At 70.6% G+C, this 15467-nt stretch carries 13 protein-coding genes; 1 reads left to right on the top strand and 12 read right to left on the bottom strand.

Annotation, left to right across the window (positions count from 1 at the left end; translation table 11 throughout):
- Positions 1 to 140: 140 nt before the first annotated feature.
- Genes EDF53_RS08960 through EDF53_RS08945 form a run of 4 tightly spaced genes read right to left on the bottom strand, consistent with a single transcriptional unit; the run spans position 141 to position 4244 of the window.
- Positions 141 to 1211: an ABC transporter ATP-binding protein gene (locus tag EDF53_RS08960; protein WP_123293247.1), complete on the bottom strand. Its 1071-nt coding sequence runs from the start codon at positions 1209 to 1211 to the stop codon at positions 141 to 143.
- Entirely contained in the window at positions 1208 to 2122 is a 915-nt protein-coding gene (locus EDF53_RS08955; protein ID WP_123293246.1) for an ABC transporter permease subunit, read from the bottom strand. Before EDF53_RS08955 ends, EDF53_RS08960 begins: the two co-directional genes overlap by 4 nt.
- Positions 2119 to 3096 (bottom strand): ABC transporter permease subunit, encoded by a 978-nt coding sequence (locus EDF53_RS08950; protein ID WP_123293412.1) that lies wholly within the window; start codon positions 3094 to 3096, stop codon positions 2119 to 2121. The genes EDF53_RS08955 and EDF53_RS08950 overlap by 4 nt, the downstream gene beginning before the upstream one ends.
- Positions 3097 to 3101: 5 nt before the next feature.
- The gene (locus EDF53_RS08945) at positions 3102 to 4244 is read right to left on the bottom strand and encodes an ABC transporter substrate-binding protein (RefSeq protein ID WP_123293245.1); all 1143 of its coding nucleotides are present in this window, start codon (positions 4242 to 4244) and stop codon (positions 3102 to 3104) included.
- A 225-nt stretch (positions 4245 to 4469) separates the two neighbouring features.
- Here EDF53_RS08945 and EDF53_RS08940 point away from each other — a divergent pair, with 225 nt between their 5' ends.
- A complete protein-coding gene (locus EDF53_RS08940) occupies positions 4470 to 4907 on the top strand; it encodes a YdeI/OmpD-associated family protein (RefSeq protein ID WP_123293244.1) in 438 nt (145 codons plus the stop codon).
- Positions 4908 to 5043: 136 nt separating this feature from the next.
- Here the strand turns inward: EDF53_RS08940 and EDF53_RS08935 are convergent, their stop codons facing one another.
- The 8 genes from EDF53_RS08935 to EDF53_RS08900 all read right to left on the bottom strand — a co-directional run bounded on the left by EDF53_RS08935 (position 5044) and on the right by EDF53_RS08900 (position 15463).
- Positions 5044 to 5907 carry an NAD(P)H-hydrate dehydratase gene (locus tag EDF53_RS08935; RefSeq protein ID WP_123293243.1) on the bottom strand — a complete coding sequence of 288 codons (864 nt, stop codon included), beginning with the start codon at positions 5905 to 5907 and terminating at the stop codon, positions 5044 to 5046.
- Entirely contained in the window at positions 5897 to 6637 is a 741-nt protein-coding gene (locus EDF53_RS08930) for a histidine phosphatase family protein (RefSeq protein ID WP_123293242.1), read from the bottom strand. The genes EDF53_RS08935 and EDF53_RS08930 overlap by 11 nt, the downstream gene beginning before the upstream one ends.
- A gap of 33 nt (positions 6638 to 6670) precedes the next feature.
- The gene (locus EDF53_RS08925; protein WP_123293241.1) at positions 6671 to 7642 is read right to left on the bottom strand and encodes a hypothetical protein; all 972 of its coding nucleotides are present in this window, start codon (positions 7640 to 7642) and stop codon (positions 6671 to 6673) included.
- A 286-nt stretch (positions 7643 to 7928) separates the two neighbouring features.
- Complete coding sequence (locus EDF53_RS08920) at positions 7929 to 11042, bottom strand: glycoside hydrolase family 38 C-terminal domain-containing protein (RefSeq protein ID WP_123293240.1); 3114 nt, start codon at positions 11040 to 11042, stop codon at positions 7929 to 7931.
- 37 nt (positions 11043 to 11079) lie between these two features.
- A complete protein-coding gene (locus EDF53_RS08915; RefSeq protein ID WP_333925055.1) occupies positions 11080 to 11979 on the bottom strand; it encodes a carbohydrate ABC transporter permease in 900 nt (299 codons plus the stop codon).
- Positions 11979 to 12929, bottom strand: coding sequence for a carbohydrate ABC transporter permease (locus EDF53_RS08910; RefSeq protein ID WP_123293239.1), 951 nt, complete (start codon positions 12927 to 12929; stop codon positions 11979 to 11981). Before EDF53_RS08910 ends, EDF53_RS08915 begins: the two co-directional genes overlap by 1 nt.
- A 108-nt stretch (positions 12930 to 13037) precedes the next feature.
- Entirely contained in the window at positions 13038 to 14396 is a 1359-nt protein-coding gene (locus tag EDF53_RS08905) for an extracellular solute-binding protein (RefSeq protein ID WP_123293238.1), read from the bottom strand.
- A 224-nt stretch (positions 14397 to 14620) separates the two neighbouring features.
- On the bottom strand, positions 14621 to 15463 hold the full coding sequence (locus tag EDF53_RS08900; protein ID WP_123293237.1) for a PhzF family phenazine biosynthesis protein: 843 nt from the start codon (positions 15461 to 15463) through the stop codon (positions 14621 to 14623).
- Positions 15464 to 15467: the final 4 nt, after the last annotated feature.

Below are 15467 nucleotides of genomic sequence, written 5' to 3'. Positions count from 1 at the left end.
CCTCCCGTCCGCCCGTGGTCGCGCCCACCCCGCGAAAGCGACAGTGTGCCGCCGACGTTCCGCGGGGAACTGTCGCTTTCGCGGAGGGGACGGGCCCGGCCCGGCGAGGACTGTCGCTTTCGTCGAACGAGCAGTCGCGGTCAGGTGAGCGGGGCTACCGCCACGGGGGCGCCGAGCAGGCGGACGGCGACGGACTCGCCGGCGGCGCGACGGTCGCCGACCTCGTGCTGCACGATCACGACGGTGTCGTCGTCGAGCCGGACCGTGGTGCGGCGGATCGAGCCGAGGAAGCTCGACGACACGACGGTGCCGGTGATGCCCTCCGGGGCGAAGGCGACGTCCTCCGGTCGGACGTAGGCGAGCACCGGCCCGTCGGCGACCGAGGCGTCGAGCGCGGGCACGCGGAACCCGTACACGAACACGTCGCCGCCGCGCAGGTCGCCCTGCAGCCGGTTCGACTGGCCGACGAAGTCCGCCGTGAACGCCGACGACGGGGAGCGGTAGAGCTCCTCCGGCGTGCCGATCTGCTCGATGTCGCCGGCGTTCATCACGGCGATGCGGTCGGAGACGGCGAGCGCCTCTTCCTGGTCGTGGGTGACGAACACCGTGGTGATGCCGAGGTCGCTCTGGATGCGGCGGATCTCCTCACGGAGCGAGACCCGCACCTTGGCGTCGAGGGCGGACAGCGGCTCGTCGAGCAGGAGGACGCGGGGCCGCGTGACCAGGGCCCGGGCGAGGGCGACGCGCTGCTGCTGGCCACCCGACAGCTGGTGCGGGTAGCGCTCGGCGAACTCGCCCAGGTGCACCATGTCGAGTGCCTCGACGACGCGGCTCCTGCGCTCGGCGGCGGGGACACGGCGCATCTCGAGGCCGAATGCGACGTTCTGCCGCACCGTCATGTGCGGGAACAACGAGTACTGCTGGAACACCATCCCGATGTCGCGCTTGTTCACCGGGGTGGCGGCGACGTCCTGGCCGTCGATGCGGATGGCTCCGGCGTCGATGGCCTCGAGGCCGGCGAGCGCTCGGAGCGCCGTCGTCTTGCCGCAGCCCGACGGGCCGAGCAGGGACACGAACTCGCCCGGTTCGACGCGGAGCGAGAGTCCGGCCAGGGCCCGGTGCGTGCCGTAGTGCTTCTCGACGGCTTCGAGCTCGACGACGGCGCCGGTGGAGGCGAGGGACGCCGGGGCTGCCGGTGCGGTGACGGTCATGCGGACTCCTTGACGCGGGTGGTGCGGACGGTGCGGGTACGGCCGGCACGACGGCCCGTCCCGATGCGGCCGATGACGACGAGCAGGACGAAGCCGAACACGAGGGCCGCGACCGAGAAGATCGCGGCGACGTACGGGTCGGTCTGCTGCACGAGCACGAGGGCGGTCTGGAAGGTGGTGCGGGACAGGAACGCGGCGAGCGTGTACTCGCCGAGGACCACCGTGATGGTGAGGAAGCACGCGGCGGTGATGCCCCGGCGGAGGTTCGGCAGGAGCACCCGCCAGGTGACCGTCCACCACGAGGCGCCGAGCGACCGGGCGGCCTCGGACAGCACCGTCATGTCCGTCGCGGTGATGGCGGCGGCGATCGGGCGGAACGCGAACGGCAGCGTGACGATGCCGATCGCGAAGGCGAGGGTCCAGGCACCGGACCCGAAGACCCGCGAGACCACCTGGTACACGGGGATGAAGCCGACGACGAGCACGACGACGGGGACCGTGATCGGGACGATGCAGACGAACTCGAGCACGCGGCGGAGCTTCGGGTAGCGCAGCGCCGTGATGATCTGGGCGGGCAGCAGGACGAACAGCACGATGCCGACCGTGATGACCGCGATGAGCAGCGATGCCCCGAGGCCGTCGAACACCGGCTGGTAGGTGAACGCGTTGACCGGGTCGACGATGGCCGCCCAGTGCGCGAAGGTCAGACCGTCGTCGGTGCCCTGGCGGAAGGTGAACTGCACCAGCGCGGCCAGCGGGACGGCGAAGACGATCCCGACGACCGTGAGCACGGCCGTGGCGGTGCCCCGTGACGGGGCCGTGCCGAAGCGGCCGACGCGGGGCGGGCCTCCCGTCCGACCGGACGCGACCGACGTCGGACGCGACGGCCCCACCGGCGTTGCCGCGCTCATCGCTGCCACCTTGCGGCCCGGCGCTGCAGCAACGAGTACGCGCCCATCACGACCGCCATCACGACGACCATGCCGAAGGCGAGCACGCCGGCGACGTTCTGCAGACCGATGAGCGTTTCGCTGGTGAGCTGCGTGCGGATCGTGAGCGGCACGATGCCGCCCTGCGAGATGAGTGCCGCGGCGGTGGCGAACGACGAGAAGCCGTTCGCGAAGAGCAGGAGCAACGAGCCCCAGAACGCCGGTGCGAGCACGGGCAGGGCGATCCGGCGCCAGTACGTGGCGCGGGAGGCGCCGAGGGTGGCGGCGGCCTCGCCCCACTGCGTCTTCACGCCCTCGAGCGCGGGCATGAACGTGAGGACCATCAGCGGCACCTGGAAGTAGACGTAGGGGATCACGAGACCGGGCACCGTGTAGAGGAAGGCGCCGGTCGCGTTGCGGTCCACGCCGACGAGGGACACCAGCCACGTCGTGACGAGGCCCTGCACGCCGATCGTGGCGATGAACGCGAACGCGAGCATGACGCCGCCGAACTGAGCGAGGACGCTCGCGGCCGAGTCGATCATCGACCGGACGAGCCCGTCGGGCCGCAGTGCCGACAGCGCCCAGCAGACGAGCGCTCCGATGACGGCGCCGATCACTGCGGACACCGCAGAGAGGCCGAACGAGCCGCCGAAGGCCCGCAGGACGGAGGGCTCGGCGAACGCTGCGAGGTTCGCGAGGGTGAACGCGCCGTCGTCGGTGAAGAACCCGCTGCCGACCGCGATCACCGCGGGGACGGCGAGGAAGAGCAGGACGTACGCGGCGAACGGGGTGAGGCCGAGCCAGGCCAGGCCGACACGGCGCCGGACACGGGGTCCGGCGCCGTGGGTGGCATCGACGGACGCTCGTGCGGACGGCGGGAGCACGGGGCTCGTCGCGCTCGTCGCCGGTGCGCTCGCCGCTGGCGCGGGCGCGCCCGCCGATGCGGTGGTCATGCTGGTCAGGACCCCATGGTCGAGGACCACTTGGCGGACAGCACCTTCGCGGCGTCTGCCACCTGTGCGTCGGTCAGCTCGACGTAGTCCTTCGGCGCACCACCGGCGGCGTCGAGGGCGTCCTGGTCGACCTTGCCGGAGTCCTCGAGGGCGGCGAGGGTCGACGGGAACGCACCGGCCTGCAGGTACAGGTTCTGCGCCTCGGGGCTGGCGATGTACTCCTGCCACAGACGCGCTGCGGCGGGGTGCGGGGCGTCCTTGTTGATGGCCTGCGAGTAGTACGAGCCGAGCGCCTGACCCTCGGGCACGACGGTCTTCCAGTCCTTGTTGCCACTCGCACCGGCGGCGGGGCCCCAGGCGAGGTTGTTGTACGACCACTGGATGACCACGGGGGTCTCACCCGACGCGACCGTGGCCTGCGTGGGCAGCACGTTCTGGAAGTTGCCGGCCTGCTTGAGCTTGCCGAAGTAGTCGACGCCCTTGGTGATGTCGTCGGCCGAGCCGCCGTTCTCGAGCGCGGCCAGGTACACGGCCGATGCGGCCTGGTTCGCCTGCGTCGGGTCGCCCGCGATCGAGACCTTGCCCTTGTACTCGGAGCCGAGCAGGTCCGTCAGGTCCTTCGGGGCGTCCGTGATCTTCGACGAGTCGTAGCCGATCGACATCAGGCCCGTGTAGTCGCGGGTCCAGGCGCCGTCCTGCTCCTTGAGCGTGTCCGGGATGTCGCTCCAGTTCGCGACCTTGTAGTCCGTCAGCAGGTCGAGGTTCTCCTGCAGCACGGCGTTGCCGAGGTCGAGCACGTCGGGAGCGGTGGACTGCCCCTTCTGCGACTTCACCGCGGCGACCTCGTCGGCGCTGGAGCCGTTCGGGTTCGCGGAGTTGACCGTGATGTCGTACTTCTTCGTGAAGCCGTCGATGATCTTGCCGTAGTTGGCCCACGACGGCGGCAGCGCGATGACGTTGAGCTGTCCCTCGGCCTTCGCGGCCTTCACGAGGGCGTCCATGCCACCGGAGGCCTCGGCGCTCGTGGCGATCTTCCAGTTCGTGTCGTCCTTCGTCGTGCTGGCCGAGCTCGTGGCCGAGCATCCGGCGAGGGTGACGATCGCTGCGGCGGCGAGGGCGATGCCGGCGATGGTGCGCTTGTGCTGCACGGGAGGTGCCTTTCGGGTGGGTGCTGCGGGTGCTTCAGGTGGGTGCTTCGGGTGCTTCGGGTGCTGCGTGTGGGGCCGCGGTTCTCGGCCCGGGACGATCGTGGACGCGGCCGGTTTCCGGCCCGTGCTGCGCCGGTGAACGGCTGCGGAACAGCGGGTGCGGCTGTACGATCTCGCCTGGCGGCACGCTCGGTGCGTGCTCCGGTTCACGGCCTGGAGGCACGGATGCAGTTCACGACGACGGTCCTGCTGGCGAGGAAGACGGCGACAGGGCTCCCGGTCCCGTCGTCCGTGATCGATGCGTTGGGTGCGGGGAAGCGCCCGCCGGTGGTGGTCACGATCAACGGCGGCTACACCTACCGGTCCACCGTCGGGGTCATGGACGAGCAGTTCCTGGTGCCGCTCTCCGCAGCACACCGCGAGTCCGCCGGCGTCGCTGCCGGCGACACCGTCGAGGTCACGCTCGTCGTCGACACGCAGCCCCGGGTCATCGACCTGCCCGACGACCTGGCGGAGGCGATGCAGGAGGCCGGGGTCCGTGCGGCCTTCGACACGCTGTCGAACTCGCGACAGCGGGCGCTCGCCGACCCGGTGTCGCAGGCGAAGGCGCCGGAGACCCGAGCGCGGCGCATCGCGAAGGCCGTGGAGGCGCTGCGGGGCTGAGCGGCGCGGGGCGCGGCGCGGCGCGGCGCGGGCGGCGGCGTACCTGGTCGATTCGGGCGTACCTGGTCAGAAGTTCCTGGCAGGTATGCCCGAAACCATGAGGTATCGCGCGCGCTCTGGGGGAGAACGGGCGAGCTCAGGCGCCGAGTTCGACGAGCACCCGCGGGATCTCGGTCACGAGTTCGCTTGCCAGGTACCCGAGGGGCCCGACCTGCACCGCGAGCCGATCACCGGCAGCCGCGTGCACGTAGGACGCCCACGCCACCGCCTGTGCCGGTTCCGCGCCACGAGCGAGCAGGCCGGCGACCGCACCCGACAGGACGTCGCCGCTGCCGCTGGTGCCGAGTCCTCCGGAGCCGGTGCCCTTGATCCAGCTCCGCCCCTGGGGAGTCGCGATGGCGTCCCCCAGGGCAACGACCGCACCGAACCGCTGCGCGATCGCCATCGCGTCGGCCACGTCGTCGTCGCTGCCCTCCCGACCGAGGAGCCGTTCGGCTTCGCCGGAGTTGGGCGTCATCACCAGCCGACCCCGGAGCGGTTCCAGACGGTCCCGCACGTCGGCCGCCACCCCGAGGGCGAACGCATCGAGCACGACGGTGGTCTGGAGTCCGACGACGTCGGCGAGTCCGGCCACCAGGTCACGGGTGCCGTTCGGCTCGTCGAGTCCCGGGCCGACCAGCAACGCGTCCGCACTCGCAGCCGAATCCGCGATCCCCTCGATCGCGCCGACGGCGACGTGACCGTCCGCGTCCTCGTCGAGCGGTTCGACACCGGACTCGGGCACGGCGACCGCGACCTCGTTCGCGATGCTCCGCCCCACCGCGAGGGTGAGCCGCCCCGCTCCCACCCGGAGTGCAGCGAGCGCCGAGAGCATCGCGGCTCCGGGTGTCCGCGCTGCGCCGCCGACCACGAGCACCTGCCCGCGACCGTACTTGCCGGCGCCGGGCTCGGGGAGCGGCCAGTCCCGCAGGAAGTTCGGGGTGACGGTCTCAGCGGACATGCTCGTCGTCCTTCCGGCCGGTGTGTGCCGTGACCTCGTCGTCGTCGAGGTGCCCGACGGAGGAGAACTCCTCGAGCACCCACGGTGCGCCCGCACGCTCGCGCCGGAGTCGGGTGAGGGAGGCGTTCGCGACCGCGTGCGTCCGAGCGAACTCCATGAGCGCCGGCTCGTCGAGGTCGAGGCACACCGCCACGACCAGCATCACGACGGCATCGTGCGCCGCGACGACGAGCCGCTCGGTGCCCTCGATCCGTTCGACGTCGACCAGTGCCGATCGGAGCCGGAGCATCACGTCGGCCCAGGACTCGCCGCCCGCTGGCCGGTGGTAGTACTTGCCGAGCCACTGCCGGCGACGTTCCTCGTCGGGGTACCGGTTCCGGACACCCCGCAGGGTGAGCAGGTCGAGCACACCGAGCTCGCGGTCGCGGAGCCGCTCGTCCACCCGCCTGTCGGGCTCGGCCAGCCCGCCGGCCCCGAGCGCGATCTCGATGGTCTGCTGTGCACGCAGGTACGGCGAGACCCACAGCGCCACGGGGACGTCGTCGATGCCACGATCGGCGAGTTCCTGTCCGAGCGACCGCGACTGCGACTCACCGAGCGGGCTCAGCGGGACGTCGGCGTCCCGGTACTCGACGTCGATGACGTCCTCGCCCGCGGCCTCTGCTCGGGCGGCGGCGACGTTCGCCAGCGATTCACCGTGGCGGACGAGCCAGATCTCCTGCACTGCCATGCCGCCACGCTAACCACGCCGCGCTGAGCCGGCTCACCGACGCCCACCGACTGCGGTGCGGCGGGCGCTCCGGACCGGGCGGATCGCACACGGCAACCCCGCGGCGCGGAACCGGAGCGCCAGCGCATCGAGGTCGAACAGGTCCCGCCACTCGAGCCGGATGATCGTCCGCACGCCCGGCACCGTGAGCAGCCTGGCGTGGCGACGTTTCTCGTCCAGGAACACCTCGGTCTGGCTGCGACCGCCGAGGTACCGGTCCTGCGTGTACTTCGCGCGTCCGTCGATCTCGACGACGACGCCTTCTGCGGGGAACCAGAAGTCGACGGCGGACCGGCGGCCATCGACGACGAACTCCTGCTGCAGCACGGGAGCGGGCAACCCGAGCTCGCGGAAGACCACGCGCGCGAGTGACTCCGCCGGCGACCCCGAACGCCCGTCGGCCAGGTCGAGGACCTGCGCGGCCCGGGCCCGCCCGCGAGCACTCGGGTGCACCGCTCGCCACAGCTCGTCGCGCTCGGTCCCGTTGCGCAGCGCAGCGTCTGCCACGACGACCCCCGTGCGCAGGTCTCCGGTCATCGCGATGTCGATCACCGTCCGCGGGACCGCGGTCACGGCGAGGTCGCCGATCCGGTCCCGTTCGGCGCCGGACACCGGTCTCGTGTGCAGGACCAGATCGGGGGTCCTGCCCCGGTACATCGAATCCGGCACGGTGGCGTGCACCGGGACGCTCCACCCGCCGAGCGCGGGCAGCCCGTGCACCGCGGCCGCTGAGTCGTGCGATGCCGTCGCCCGCGGGCCGAGCCGGCCGAGCCGCGCGTACACGCGGGTGACGTACCGCTGCCGTGGCCCGGCCGCGTCCCACGCTGCCCCGTCGACGAACGCGTTCGGCCCTGCCCGGACGAGTCGGCCCGGACCCTGGAGCCGGGTCCGGCGGCGCAGGGTGGTGGCGTCGAGTCCGGCCTCACGCGTGGCCGAGGCTCGGAGGATGGGCAGCGGTTCGTTCATGGAGGAGACGTTGCCCGACCCGCCATGCGCCCAGCGGGCTGACGTCGAGGTCTGTGGACGGGCCTCCAGGCCTGCCCGCCTGTGGAGGGAGGACGTTCCTTCCCAGAACGGCCGCGATGCCAAGCGGAATCGGGTGTACCTGGTCGGAACTTTCGACCAGGTACGCCCGATTCGACCAGGTACCCACCCACCCCACGCACCACACGCAGAGCGGCGCCGGACGGAACGCACCCGTGTCCCGTCCGGCGCCGCGGTCTCTCCCCCGAGGGGGACCGGCCCCGCTGCCTCAGGCCCGGCGTACCCGCAGGGTCACGATCTCGAAGGGCCGGAGCGTGAGCACGACCGGCTCCCCCGAGTCCCACGAGTCCCCCAGCGGGCGTTCCAGCAGGTCCACCGTCGCCACCGAAGCGACGTCGAACCCGAACGACACCCCGACGTCGGTCGCCCGACCGCCGGAGGCCTCGTACAGTCGCACGACCACGTCACCGGAGCGGTCCTCGGCGAGCTTCACTGCCTCGACCAGCACCTGCGGCGACGACACCGAGACCAGCGGCGAAACCCCGGTCGTCCCCGCGACCGAGCGCACCGGCAGGTTCAACCGGTAGCCGGAGTCGGCGGCGTCGAGCACCGAGGCCCCCACCCGCAGCACGGTCCGGAACACGTGGTGCCCCTGGTCGGCGTTCGGGTCCGGGAACGTCGGCCCGCGCAGCAGCGACTCGCGCACGAGCGTCGTGGTGCCGCCGTCGGCCCGCGTGGAGCGCGTGATGTCGTGTCCGTACGTGGAGTCGTTCGCCACCGCGACACCGAACCCGGGCTCCGCCACGTGGACCCAGCGGTGCGCCGACGTCTCGAAGCGGGCGTGGTCCCACGAGGTGTTCTGGTGGGTCGGCCGGTCGATGTGCCCGAACTGGATCTCGCTCGAGGCGGACGACGCACGGACGTCGACGGGGAACGCGAGCTTCAGCAGCTTCTGGTGCTCGTGCCAGTCGACCTCGGTCTCGATCACCAGCTCTGCGAGCCCGGCGACCGCCGAGTACCGGGTCGTGAGCGTCGACGACCCGAAGGACCGTTCCACCACGAGCGAGGAGCCGTCGATCGCGACCGATGACGCCGACAGGACGGTGCCGTTGCGCTGGTACGCGCGGTCGATGTCCCACGCCTCCCACTGGTTCGGGGTGTCGCGGAAGACGGTGTACTCGGCAGCGGCCGCACCCGGTGCGATCGCGTCGCGCCCGCTGACGCGGTCGACGAGTGACACGACGTGGCCGGCGCCGTCGATGGTCGCCGTGACGACGCCGGTGTCGAACACGAAGTGGTCGCCGGAGCGGACGGGAGGCACGGGTCGCGGTTCCGAGCCGAGCGAACCACCCAGGGCGGCCGCGTCTCCCGCCGCGACCGGCGAGGCGTTGAAGCGCACGACGTTCCCGGACGAGCCGCTCCCGCCGACGGCGTCGGCGCCGGACGGCGCGTCGAGCAGCGCGCTGCTGCCGCCGGCGGCGGCCGACGACGAGGCCCCGACCCCGGCGAGCGCCGCAGCACCCCCGTTCGCGAGCGCGGTCGTCGCGTTGCCGATCAGCCCTTCGAGCACCTCGGCGATCTGCGCGTAGTTCTCCTCGGCGTTCTCGTAGACCCAGGCGATCGAGGACCCCGGCAGGATGTCGTGGAACTGCTGCAGCAGGACGGTGTGCCAGGCGCGCTCGAGCTCTTCGTAGGGGTAGTCGAGCCCGAGGCGCACGGCCGCGGTCGACGCCCAGAGCTCGGCTTCGCGGAGCAGGTGCTCGGAGCGACGGTTGCCCTGCTTCGTGCGGATCTGCGACGTGTAGGTGCCACGGTGGAACTCGAGGTACATCTCGCCGGACCACACACCGGGGGTCGGCAGCACCCGTTCGAGCTCCTCGAAGACCTGGGCCGGGGTACCGAGCTGCACGCGCGGCGAGCCGTCCAGGTCGTGCTGGCGTCGGGCGGCCGCGACCATCTCGCGGGTGGGTCCACCACCGCCGTCGCCGAACCCGTAGAGCAGCATCGAGGTGTTCGCGACGCCACGCTCCTTGTTGTTCCGTTCGCCCCGGTGCAGATCGGCGGCGGAGACGTCGGAGTTGTAGGTGTCGGCCGGCGGCAGGTGCGTCAGGACGCGCGAGCCGTCGATGCCCTCCCAGTGGAAGGAGGTGTGCGGGATGACGTTCGTCTCGTTCCACGACGGCTTCTGGGTGACGAACCACTTCGAGCCGGCGGCGCGGACGATCTGCGGCAGCGCCCCGGAGTAGCCGAACGAGTCGGGCAGCCAGGCCTCGGGGGTGTCGATGCCGAACTCCTCGAGGAAGAACCGCTTGCCGGCGACGAACTGTCGGGCGAGGGCTTCACCACCGGGCAGGTTCGTGTCCGACTCCACCCACATGCCACCGACCGGGATCCACCGGCCCTCGGCGACGCGCTGCTTGATGCGGGCCCAGATCGACGGGTAGCCGTCGCGGATCCACGCGTACTGCTGCGCGGATGAGCACGCGAAGGTGAAGTCCGGGTCGCGGTCCATCAGGTCGAGGACGTTCGAGAAGGTGCGGGCGCACTTGCGGATCGTCTCGCGCACCGGCCAGAGCCAGGCGGAGTCGATGTGCGCGTGGCCGACGGCGATCGCCCGGTGTGCGGCGGCACTGGCGGGCACGGCCAGCACGGGTGCGAGCACCTGACGAGCATCGGCTGCGGTGCCAGCGACGTCGTCGGGGTCGAGGGCGTCGGCTGCCAGCTCGAGGGCGTGCAGGATGTCGGCCCCGCGCGTGCCGTCCGTGGGGAGTTCCGCCATCAGGCCGCGCAGGACCCAGAAGTCCTGCTGCAGCTCCCACACGGCGTCGTCGCGCTCGACGAGTTCGAGGGCGCGCACGCGGTAGATCGGCTTGTCACCCGCGGTGGAGCGCGACCCGAGGGGCGTCGCGCCCTGGAACGAGTCGCCGCCGATGTCCGGGTTCGCGCCGGCCTCGACGTACAGCTCGAACGACTCCCCTGCGCCGACCTCGACCGGCACGGTGTCGTTCCGCGGCTCGACGCCCTTGATCGTGGAGCCGTCGGGCCGGTACGCCAGTCCCTCGGCCTGGAACCCCGGGTGCCGCTTCGTGAACCCGAGGTCGACGAGCAGTTCCGCAGTGGTCCCCGGCGCCGTGCCGAAGTCGGCGGGGACGGTGCCGGTGATCCGGAACCAGGTGGTCCCCCACGGCCGGCCACCCCAGGCGCTGCCCACGGTGAACGGTGTGTACGCCTGCTGGACGGCGGAGTCGAACGGCACCGGCTCGTCCGGCACCTCCCACGCCTCGATCGTCACCGGCGCCGAGCGGCGGTGGACGGCGGGGTCGACACGGTCGCGGACGAGGCGGGCGATCCGGGCCTCGACGAGCGGTTCGTCCTGGTGCATGTGGTTCCTTTCGAGAGAGCCGGCCGGGGCCAGCAGATCAGCCCTTGATGCCGCCGGCGAGGGCGTTGCCGCCGCCGAGGCCTCGGGACACGATCACGTAGAGGGCGATGACGGGCACGGAGTAGACGATGGAGAACGCGGCGAGCTGTCCGTACGCGACCGCCCCGTTCTGCCCGAAGAAGTTGAAGATGCTCACCGCGGCGGGCACCTTGTCGGGCGAGAGCAGCAGGACGAACGGGACGAAGAAGTTCCCCCACGCCTGGATGAACACGAAGATGAACACGACGGCGATGCCCGGACGCATGAGCGGGACGACGATGCGCGTCAGGGTGGTCATCATCGACGCCCCGTCGGTCCACGCAGCTTCTTCGAGCGAGATCGGCACGGAGTCCATGAAGTTCTTCGCCATCCAGATCGCCATCGGCAGCGACGTGGCGGCGAGGAAGAAGATGCAGCCCCACACGTTGTCGATCAGGTTGAGCGACACGAACAGCGCGTAGACCGGCACCATCATGGCGGTGATCGGCAGGCCGGTCCCGAACAGGATGCTGTACAGGAACGGCTTGTTGACGCGCATCTTGTAGCGGGACAGCGGGTACGCGGCGAGCAGTGCGAAGACGACGGTGACGACTGCCGTGCCGCCGGAGAGCAGCAGGCTGTTCGCGAGTGGGATGAACGACAGCTCGGGCGTGAGCACCTTGGTGAAGTTGTCGAGCGTGAACTGCGTCGGCAGCTTCACGGACAGCGACGCCTGGGTGTCGACCGAGGCGAGGACGAGCCAGAGCAGCGGGACCGCGAAGCACACCGCGATGACGAGCAGCACGGTGTTCGCCACCCACCGCATGGTGCGGCCGCGGGGCGACGTCATGTGCAGCGAACCGGGAGCGGTCACCGAGCGGGTGGTGGTCGGGTCGAGGGACGGGGCAGTGATGGCCATCAGTCCACCTCCGGCTTGAGGGCTCGGATGTAGATGATCGAGAAGACCGCCCCCACCACGAGCAGGATGGTCGCGATCGCGGTCCCGAAGCCGAGCTGCGAGAACTTGAACGCCTCTTGGTAGGCGAGGATCGGCAGGGTCGACGAGTTCGTGCCCGGCCCACCCCCGGTCATCACGAAGATGAGGGTGAAGACCGACAGCGTCTGCAGCGTCGTCAGCATGAGGTTCGTCGAGATGCTCCGTCGGATCACCGGCAGCGTGATGTAGACGAGGCGCTGCCACCCGGTGGCCCCGTCGACCTCGGCGGACTCGGTGATCTCCTCGGGGACCTCCTGCACGGCGGCGGAGTAGACGAGCATCGAGAAGGCCGTACCGCGCCAGATGTTCGCCAGGATCACGGCGAACATCGGGAACGTGTAGAGCCAGTTCGGTCCGCTGATGCCGATGGACTTCAGGAACTCGTTGAGCGTGCCCTCGTCGTTGAAGAACGCGTACGCGGCGAACGAGGCGACGATCTCGGGCAGGACCCAGGCGGCGACGACGAAGGTGCCGACGATCGCGCGGACGGCCTTGTTGGCCGAGCGCATCAGGAGTGCGAGGCCGAGCCCCAGCACGTTCTGTCCCACGACCGCCGAGGCGAGCAGGAACACGACCGTCAGGATGACGGACTTCGGGAAGTCCGGGTCCTGGAACAGTTCGACGTAGTTCTGGAAGCCGACGAACTGCTGGTCGGCAGCGCCGGCGCCGGTGAGCGCCGAGTTCGTGAACGACCCGTAGAACGACGAGATGACGGGGCCGAGCAGGAAGATGACGAGCAGGACGAGGGCGGGCAGGAGCGGGACCGCTCGGCCGACGCTCCGCAGTGGTCGCCGCTTGCGCGGCACGGGTGGATCGGTGCGCTTCGGCGCACCGGGCGCCGACAACGTCGGCGCGAGGGGGGTGCTGGACACGATGGGTGCCTTCCGGGTGCGGAGGGGTTCCGAAGGTGGGGAAGGACGGACCGGGAGGCGCGGTGCGGGGCCGCCCCGCGCCTCCCGTCCGTCAGTGGGTGACGTCCGTCAACCAGCCGAGACGGTGTTCTCCTTGCCGACCACCTGCGTGACGGCCTTGTCGTACACGGCAGCCGCCTGCTTCGGTGTCTGCTGTCCGGTCATGACCGACTCCATCGCGACCTGGATCGCGTTCGACACCTGCGAGTAGTCACTCGTCGCCGGGCGGAAGTTCGTGTTCTCAACCAGTCCGGAGAAGAACTTGAACGTCGGGTTGGCGTCGGTGTAGGCGGTGTCGTCCGCGACGTCCTTGCGGACGGCGATCTGGCTGTTCTCGGTGTCGTACTTCAGCGAGCCGTCCTTGTCGAGGAAGCTCGTGATGAAGTCGAACGCCGCCTGCGGGTTCTTCGACTTCGCGCCGACCGCCAGGGTCCAGCCGCCGGACATCGAGTTGTAGCCCGGGTCCTGACCGTTCTGCGTCGGCATCGGCGCCTGACCCATCACGTCGTTCCACTCGGCCCACGGCGCGGTGCCGGACTTGAGCCACGTGCCGGACTGCCACGAACCGTCGAGGTCGATCGCGAGCTTGCCCTTCGGCAGCCACGTCTGCGCGATGGTCGTGCCGACGTTCGTGTCGAGCGCCTGCTGCGGTGTCGGGCCGAGGCCGCCCTGGTAGACGTCCTTCACGAACTGCAGCGAGTCCTCGAACTGCTTCGAGCCCGTGACCCACTTCTTGTCCTTGTAGAGCGTGTTGCCGGAGCCGTCCGCCCCGTACAGGAGCATCTCGAAGCCCTGCATGGTCGACGCCTCGCCCTGCGCCTTGCCCGAGTAGATGTTGAACGGGATGAGGTCGGGCTTCTTGTCCTTGATCGTCTTCGCCGCGGCGAGCACGTCGTCCCAGGTCTTCGGCTGCCACGGCACGGGCAGGCCGACGGACTTGAAGATGTCCTTGTTGTACCAAAGCGCGCGGGTGTCGGTGCCCATCGGGACGCCGTAGATCTTGCCGTCGTCACCCTGGCCGGCCTGCTTGGCGTTGTCGAAGAACTGGTCCCAGTCCTTCCACTTCGCCGTGTACTTGTCGAGCGGCAGGAGGTAGCCGGCCTCGGCGTCGGCCTTGACGAGGAACGTGTCCTCGTACATGACGTCGGGAGCCGTCGCGGGCGCCTTGTTCATGAGCGCGAGCTTCGTGTAGTAGTCGTTGCCCTGGGCCTGGATCGGGACGAGCGTGACCTTCTTGCCCGGGTTGTCCTTCTCGTACTCCTTCTTGACGACCTTCATCTGGGCGTCGAGCTGCTGGAAGGCTCCGAACTTCTGGTACGCGATCTTGATCGTGTCGCTCGAGGCGGACCCCGAGGCTGAGCAGCCTGCCAGGCCGACCGCGGCGACGGCCACGGCTGCGAGTCCGGCGATGATGCGGGTGCGTTTCATCGGTGCTCCTTTGCACGGGTGACATCCGCGGGCTCCATCGCCCGCGCGCAGGATTAGTCCAGCGTATGGACTTATCCGTGTCAAGGAGTTTTTCGCGCCGCGCGCGTCGGGGCGGGTGGTCGAATCGGGCGTACCGTGCCGAATCGGGCGTACCTGGTCGGAACTTTCGACCAGGTACGCCCGATTCCGCTTCCCATCGCACGCGATCTGGGAAGGAACGTCCGTCAGTCGATCGGGGTCGCGCTCCCCGTCACGGTGATCCCGCCGGACTCCGGCACGTCGACGAGCAGCAGGCTCGGACGACCGACGTGGCGCCCCTGCCGGATGACGACGCGGTCCCCCGGCTCGACGGCACCGACCTCGCGCAGGTACGCCCCGGTCGACGCCGCAGCCGAACCCGTCGCCGGGTCCTCGGTGATGCGGCCGGCGGGGAACAGGTTCCGCGCCTCGTACTCGCGCTCCCCGGTCCGGAGCAGCACCGTGACCGTCCCCTGCCAGCCGGCCTCGTGCTTGAGGTCGGCGAGCGGGCCGGGTGCGAACCGGAACTGGTGGAAGAGCTCGCGGTCGTGCAGCACGAGCACCGGGTGCCAGTTGCCGGCGAACGACTCGAGCACCGGGAAGCCCGGCGCGATGTCGTCGGCCGTGAGCCCGAGCAGGTCGAACAACCGCCCGAGGAGCGCCGAGTCGATGTCCCGCGTCGCCGGTTCGACACTCGTCATCGCGACCCGGACCACTCCGTCCGGGCCGGTGGTGGCGTCGAGGGCGACCTCGCCGGCGGCCGTCGTGAACACTCGGCGGCCGAGCCCCTGCCGTTCGGCGAGCGCCACCGCGAGCGCGACCGTCGCGTGCCCGCAGAACGGCACCTCGGCGGCGGGCGAGAAGTAGCGGACGTGCGGGCCCGTCGCCGTGGCGCCGACGACGAACGCGGTCTCGGGGTAGCCGACCTCGCGGGCGACGGCGAGCATCTCGTCGTCGGTCAGTGCCGCTGCGTCGAGGACCAGTCCGGCGGGGTTGCCACCCCCGGGCTCGGCGGCGAAGGCGGTGTACCGGAGGACGTCGATGCTCATGGTG

The organism is Curtobacterium sp. PhB78 (assembly GCF_003751685.1).
Classification (GTDB): Bacteria; Actinomycetota; Actinomycetes; order Actinomycetales; family Microbacteriaceae; genus Curtobacterium.
This window is presented reverse-complemented; position numbering and strand designations above follow the sequence as displayed.

What these genes read in the sequence shown, in the direction of transcription:
- EDF53_RS08925 (WP_123293241.1), bottom strand. Translation starts at nt 7,642, where the DNA reads ATGAACGAACCGCTGCCCATCCTCCGAGCCTCGGCCACGCGTGAGGCC.
- EDF53_RS08950 (WP_123293412.1), bottom strand. Translation starts at nt 3,096, where the DNA reads ATGACCACCGCATCGGCGGGCGCGCCCGCGCCAGCGGCGAGCGCACCG.
- EDF53_RS08940 (WP_123293244.1), top strand. Translation starts at nt 4,470, where the DNA reads ATGCAGTTCACGACGACGGTCCTGCTGGCGAGGAAGACGGCGACAGGG.
- EDF53_RS08915 (WP_333925055.1), bottom strand. Translation starts at nt 11,979, where the DNA reads ATGGCCATCACTGCCCCGTCCCTCGACCCGACCACCACCCGCTCGGTG.
- EDF53_RS08930 (WP_123293242.1), bottom strand. Translation starts at nt 6,637, where the DNA reads ATGGCAGTGCAGGAGATCTGGCTCGTCCGCCACGGTGAATCGCTGGCG.
- EDF53_RS08960 (WP_123293247.1), bottom strand. Translation starts at nt 1,211, where the DNA reads ATGACCGTCACCGCACCGGCAGCCCCGGCGTCCCTCGCCTCCACCGGC.
- EDF53_RS08900 (WP_123293237.1), bottom strand. Translation starts at nt 15,463, where the DNA reads ATGAGCATCGACGTCCTCCGGTACACCGCCTTCGCCGCCGAGCCCGGG.
- EDF53_RS08920 (WP_123293240.1), bottom strand. Translation starts at nt 11,042, where the DNA reads ATGCACCAGGACGAACCGCTCGTCGAGGCCCGGATCGCCCGCCTCGTC.
- EDF53_RS08935 (WP_123293243.1), bottom strand. Translation starts at nt 5,907, where the DNA reads ATGTCCGCTGAGACCGTCACCCCGAACTTCCTGCGGGACTGGCCGCTC.
- EDF53_RS08905 (WP_123293238.1), bottom strand. Translation starts at nt 14,396, where the DNA reads ATGAAACGCACCCGCATCATCGCCGGACTCGCAGCCGTGGCCGTCGCC.
- EDF53_RS08955 (WP_123293246.1), bottom strand. Translation starts at nt 2,122, where the DNA reads ATGAGCGCGGCAACGCCGGTGGGGCCGTCGCGTCCGACGTCGGTCGCG.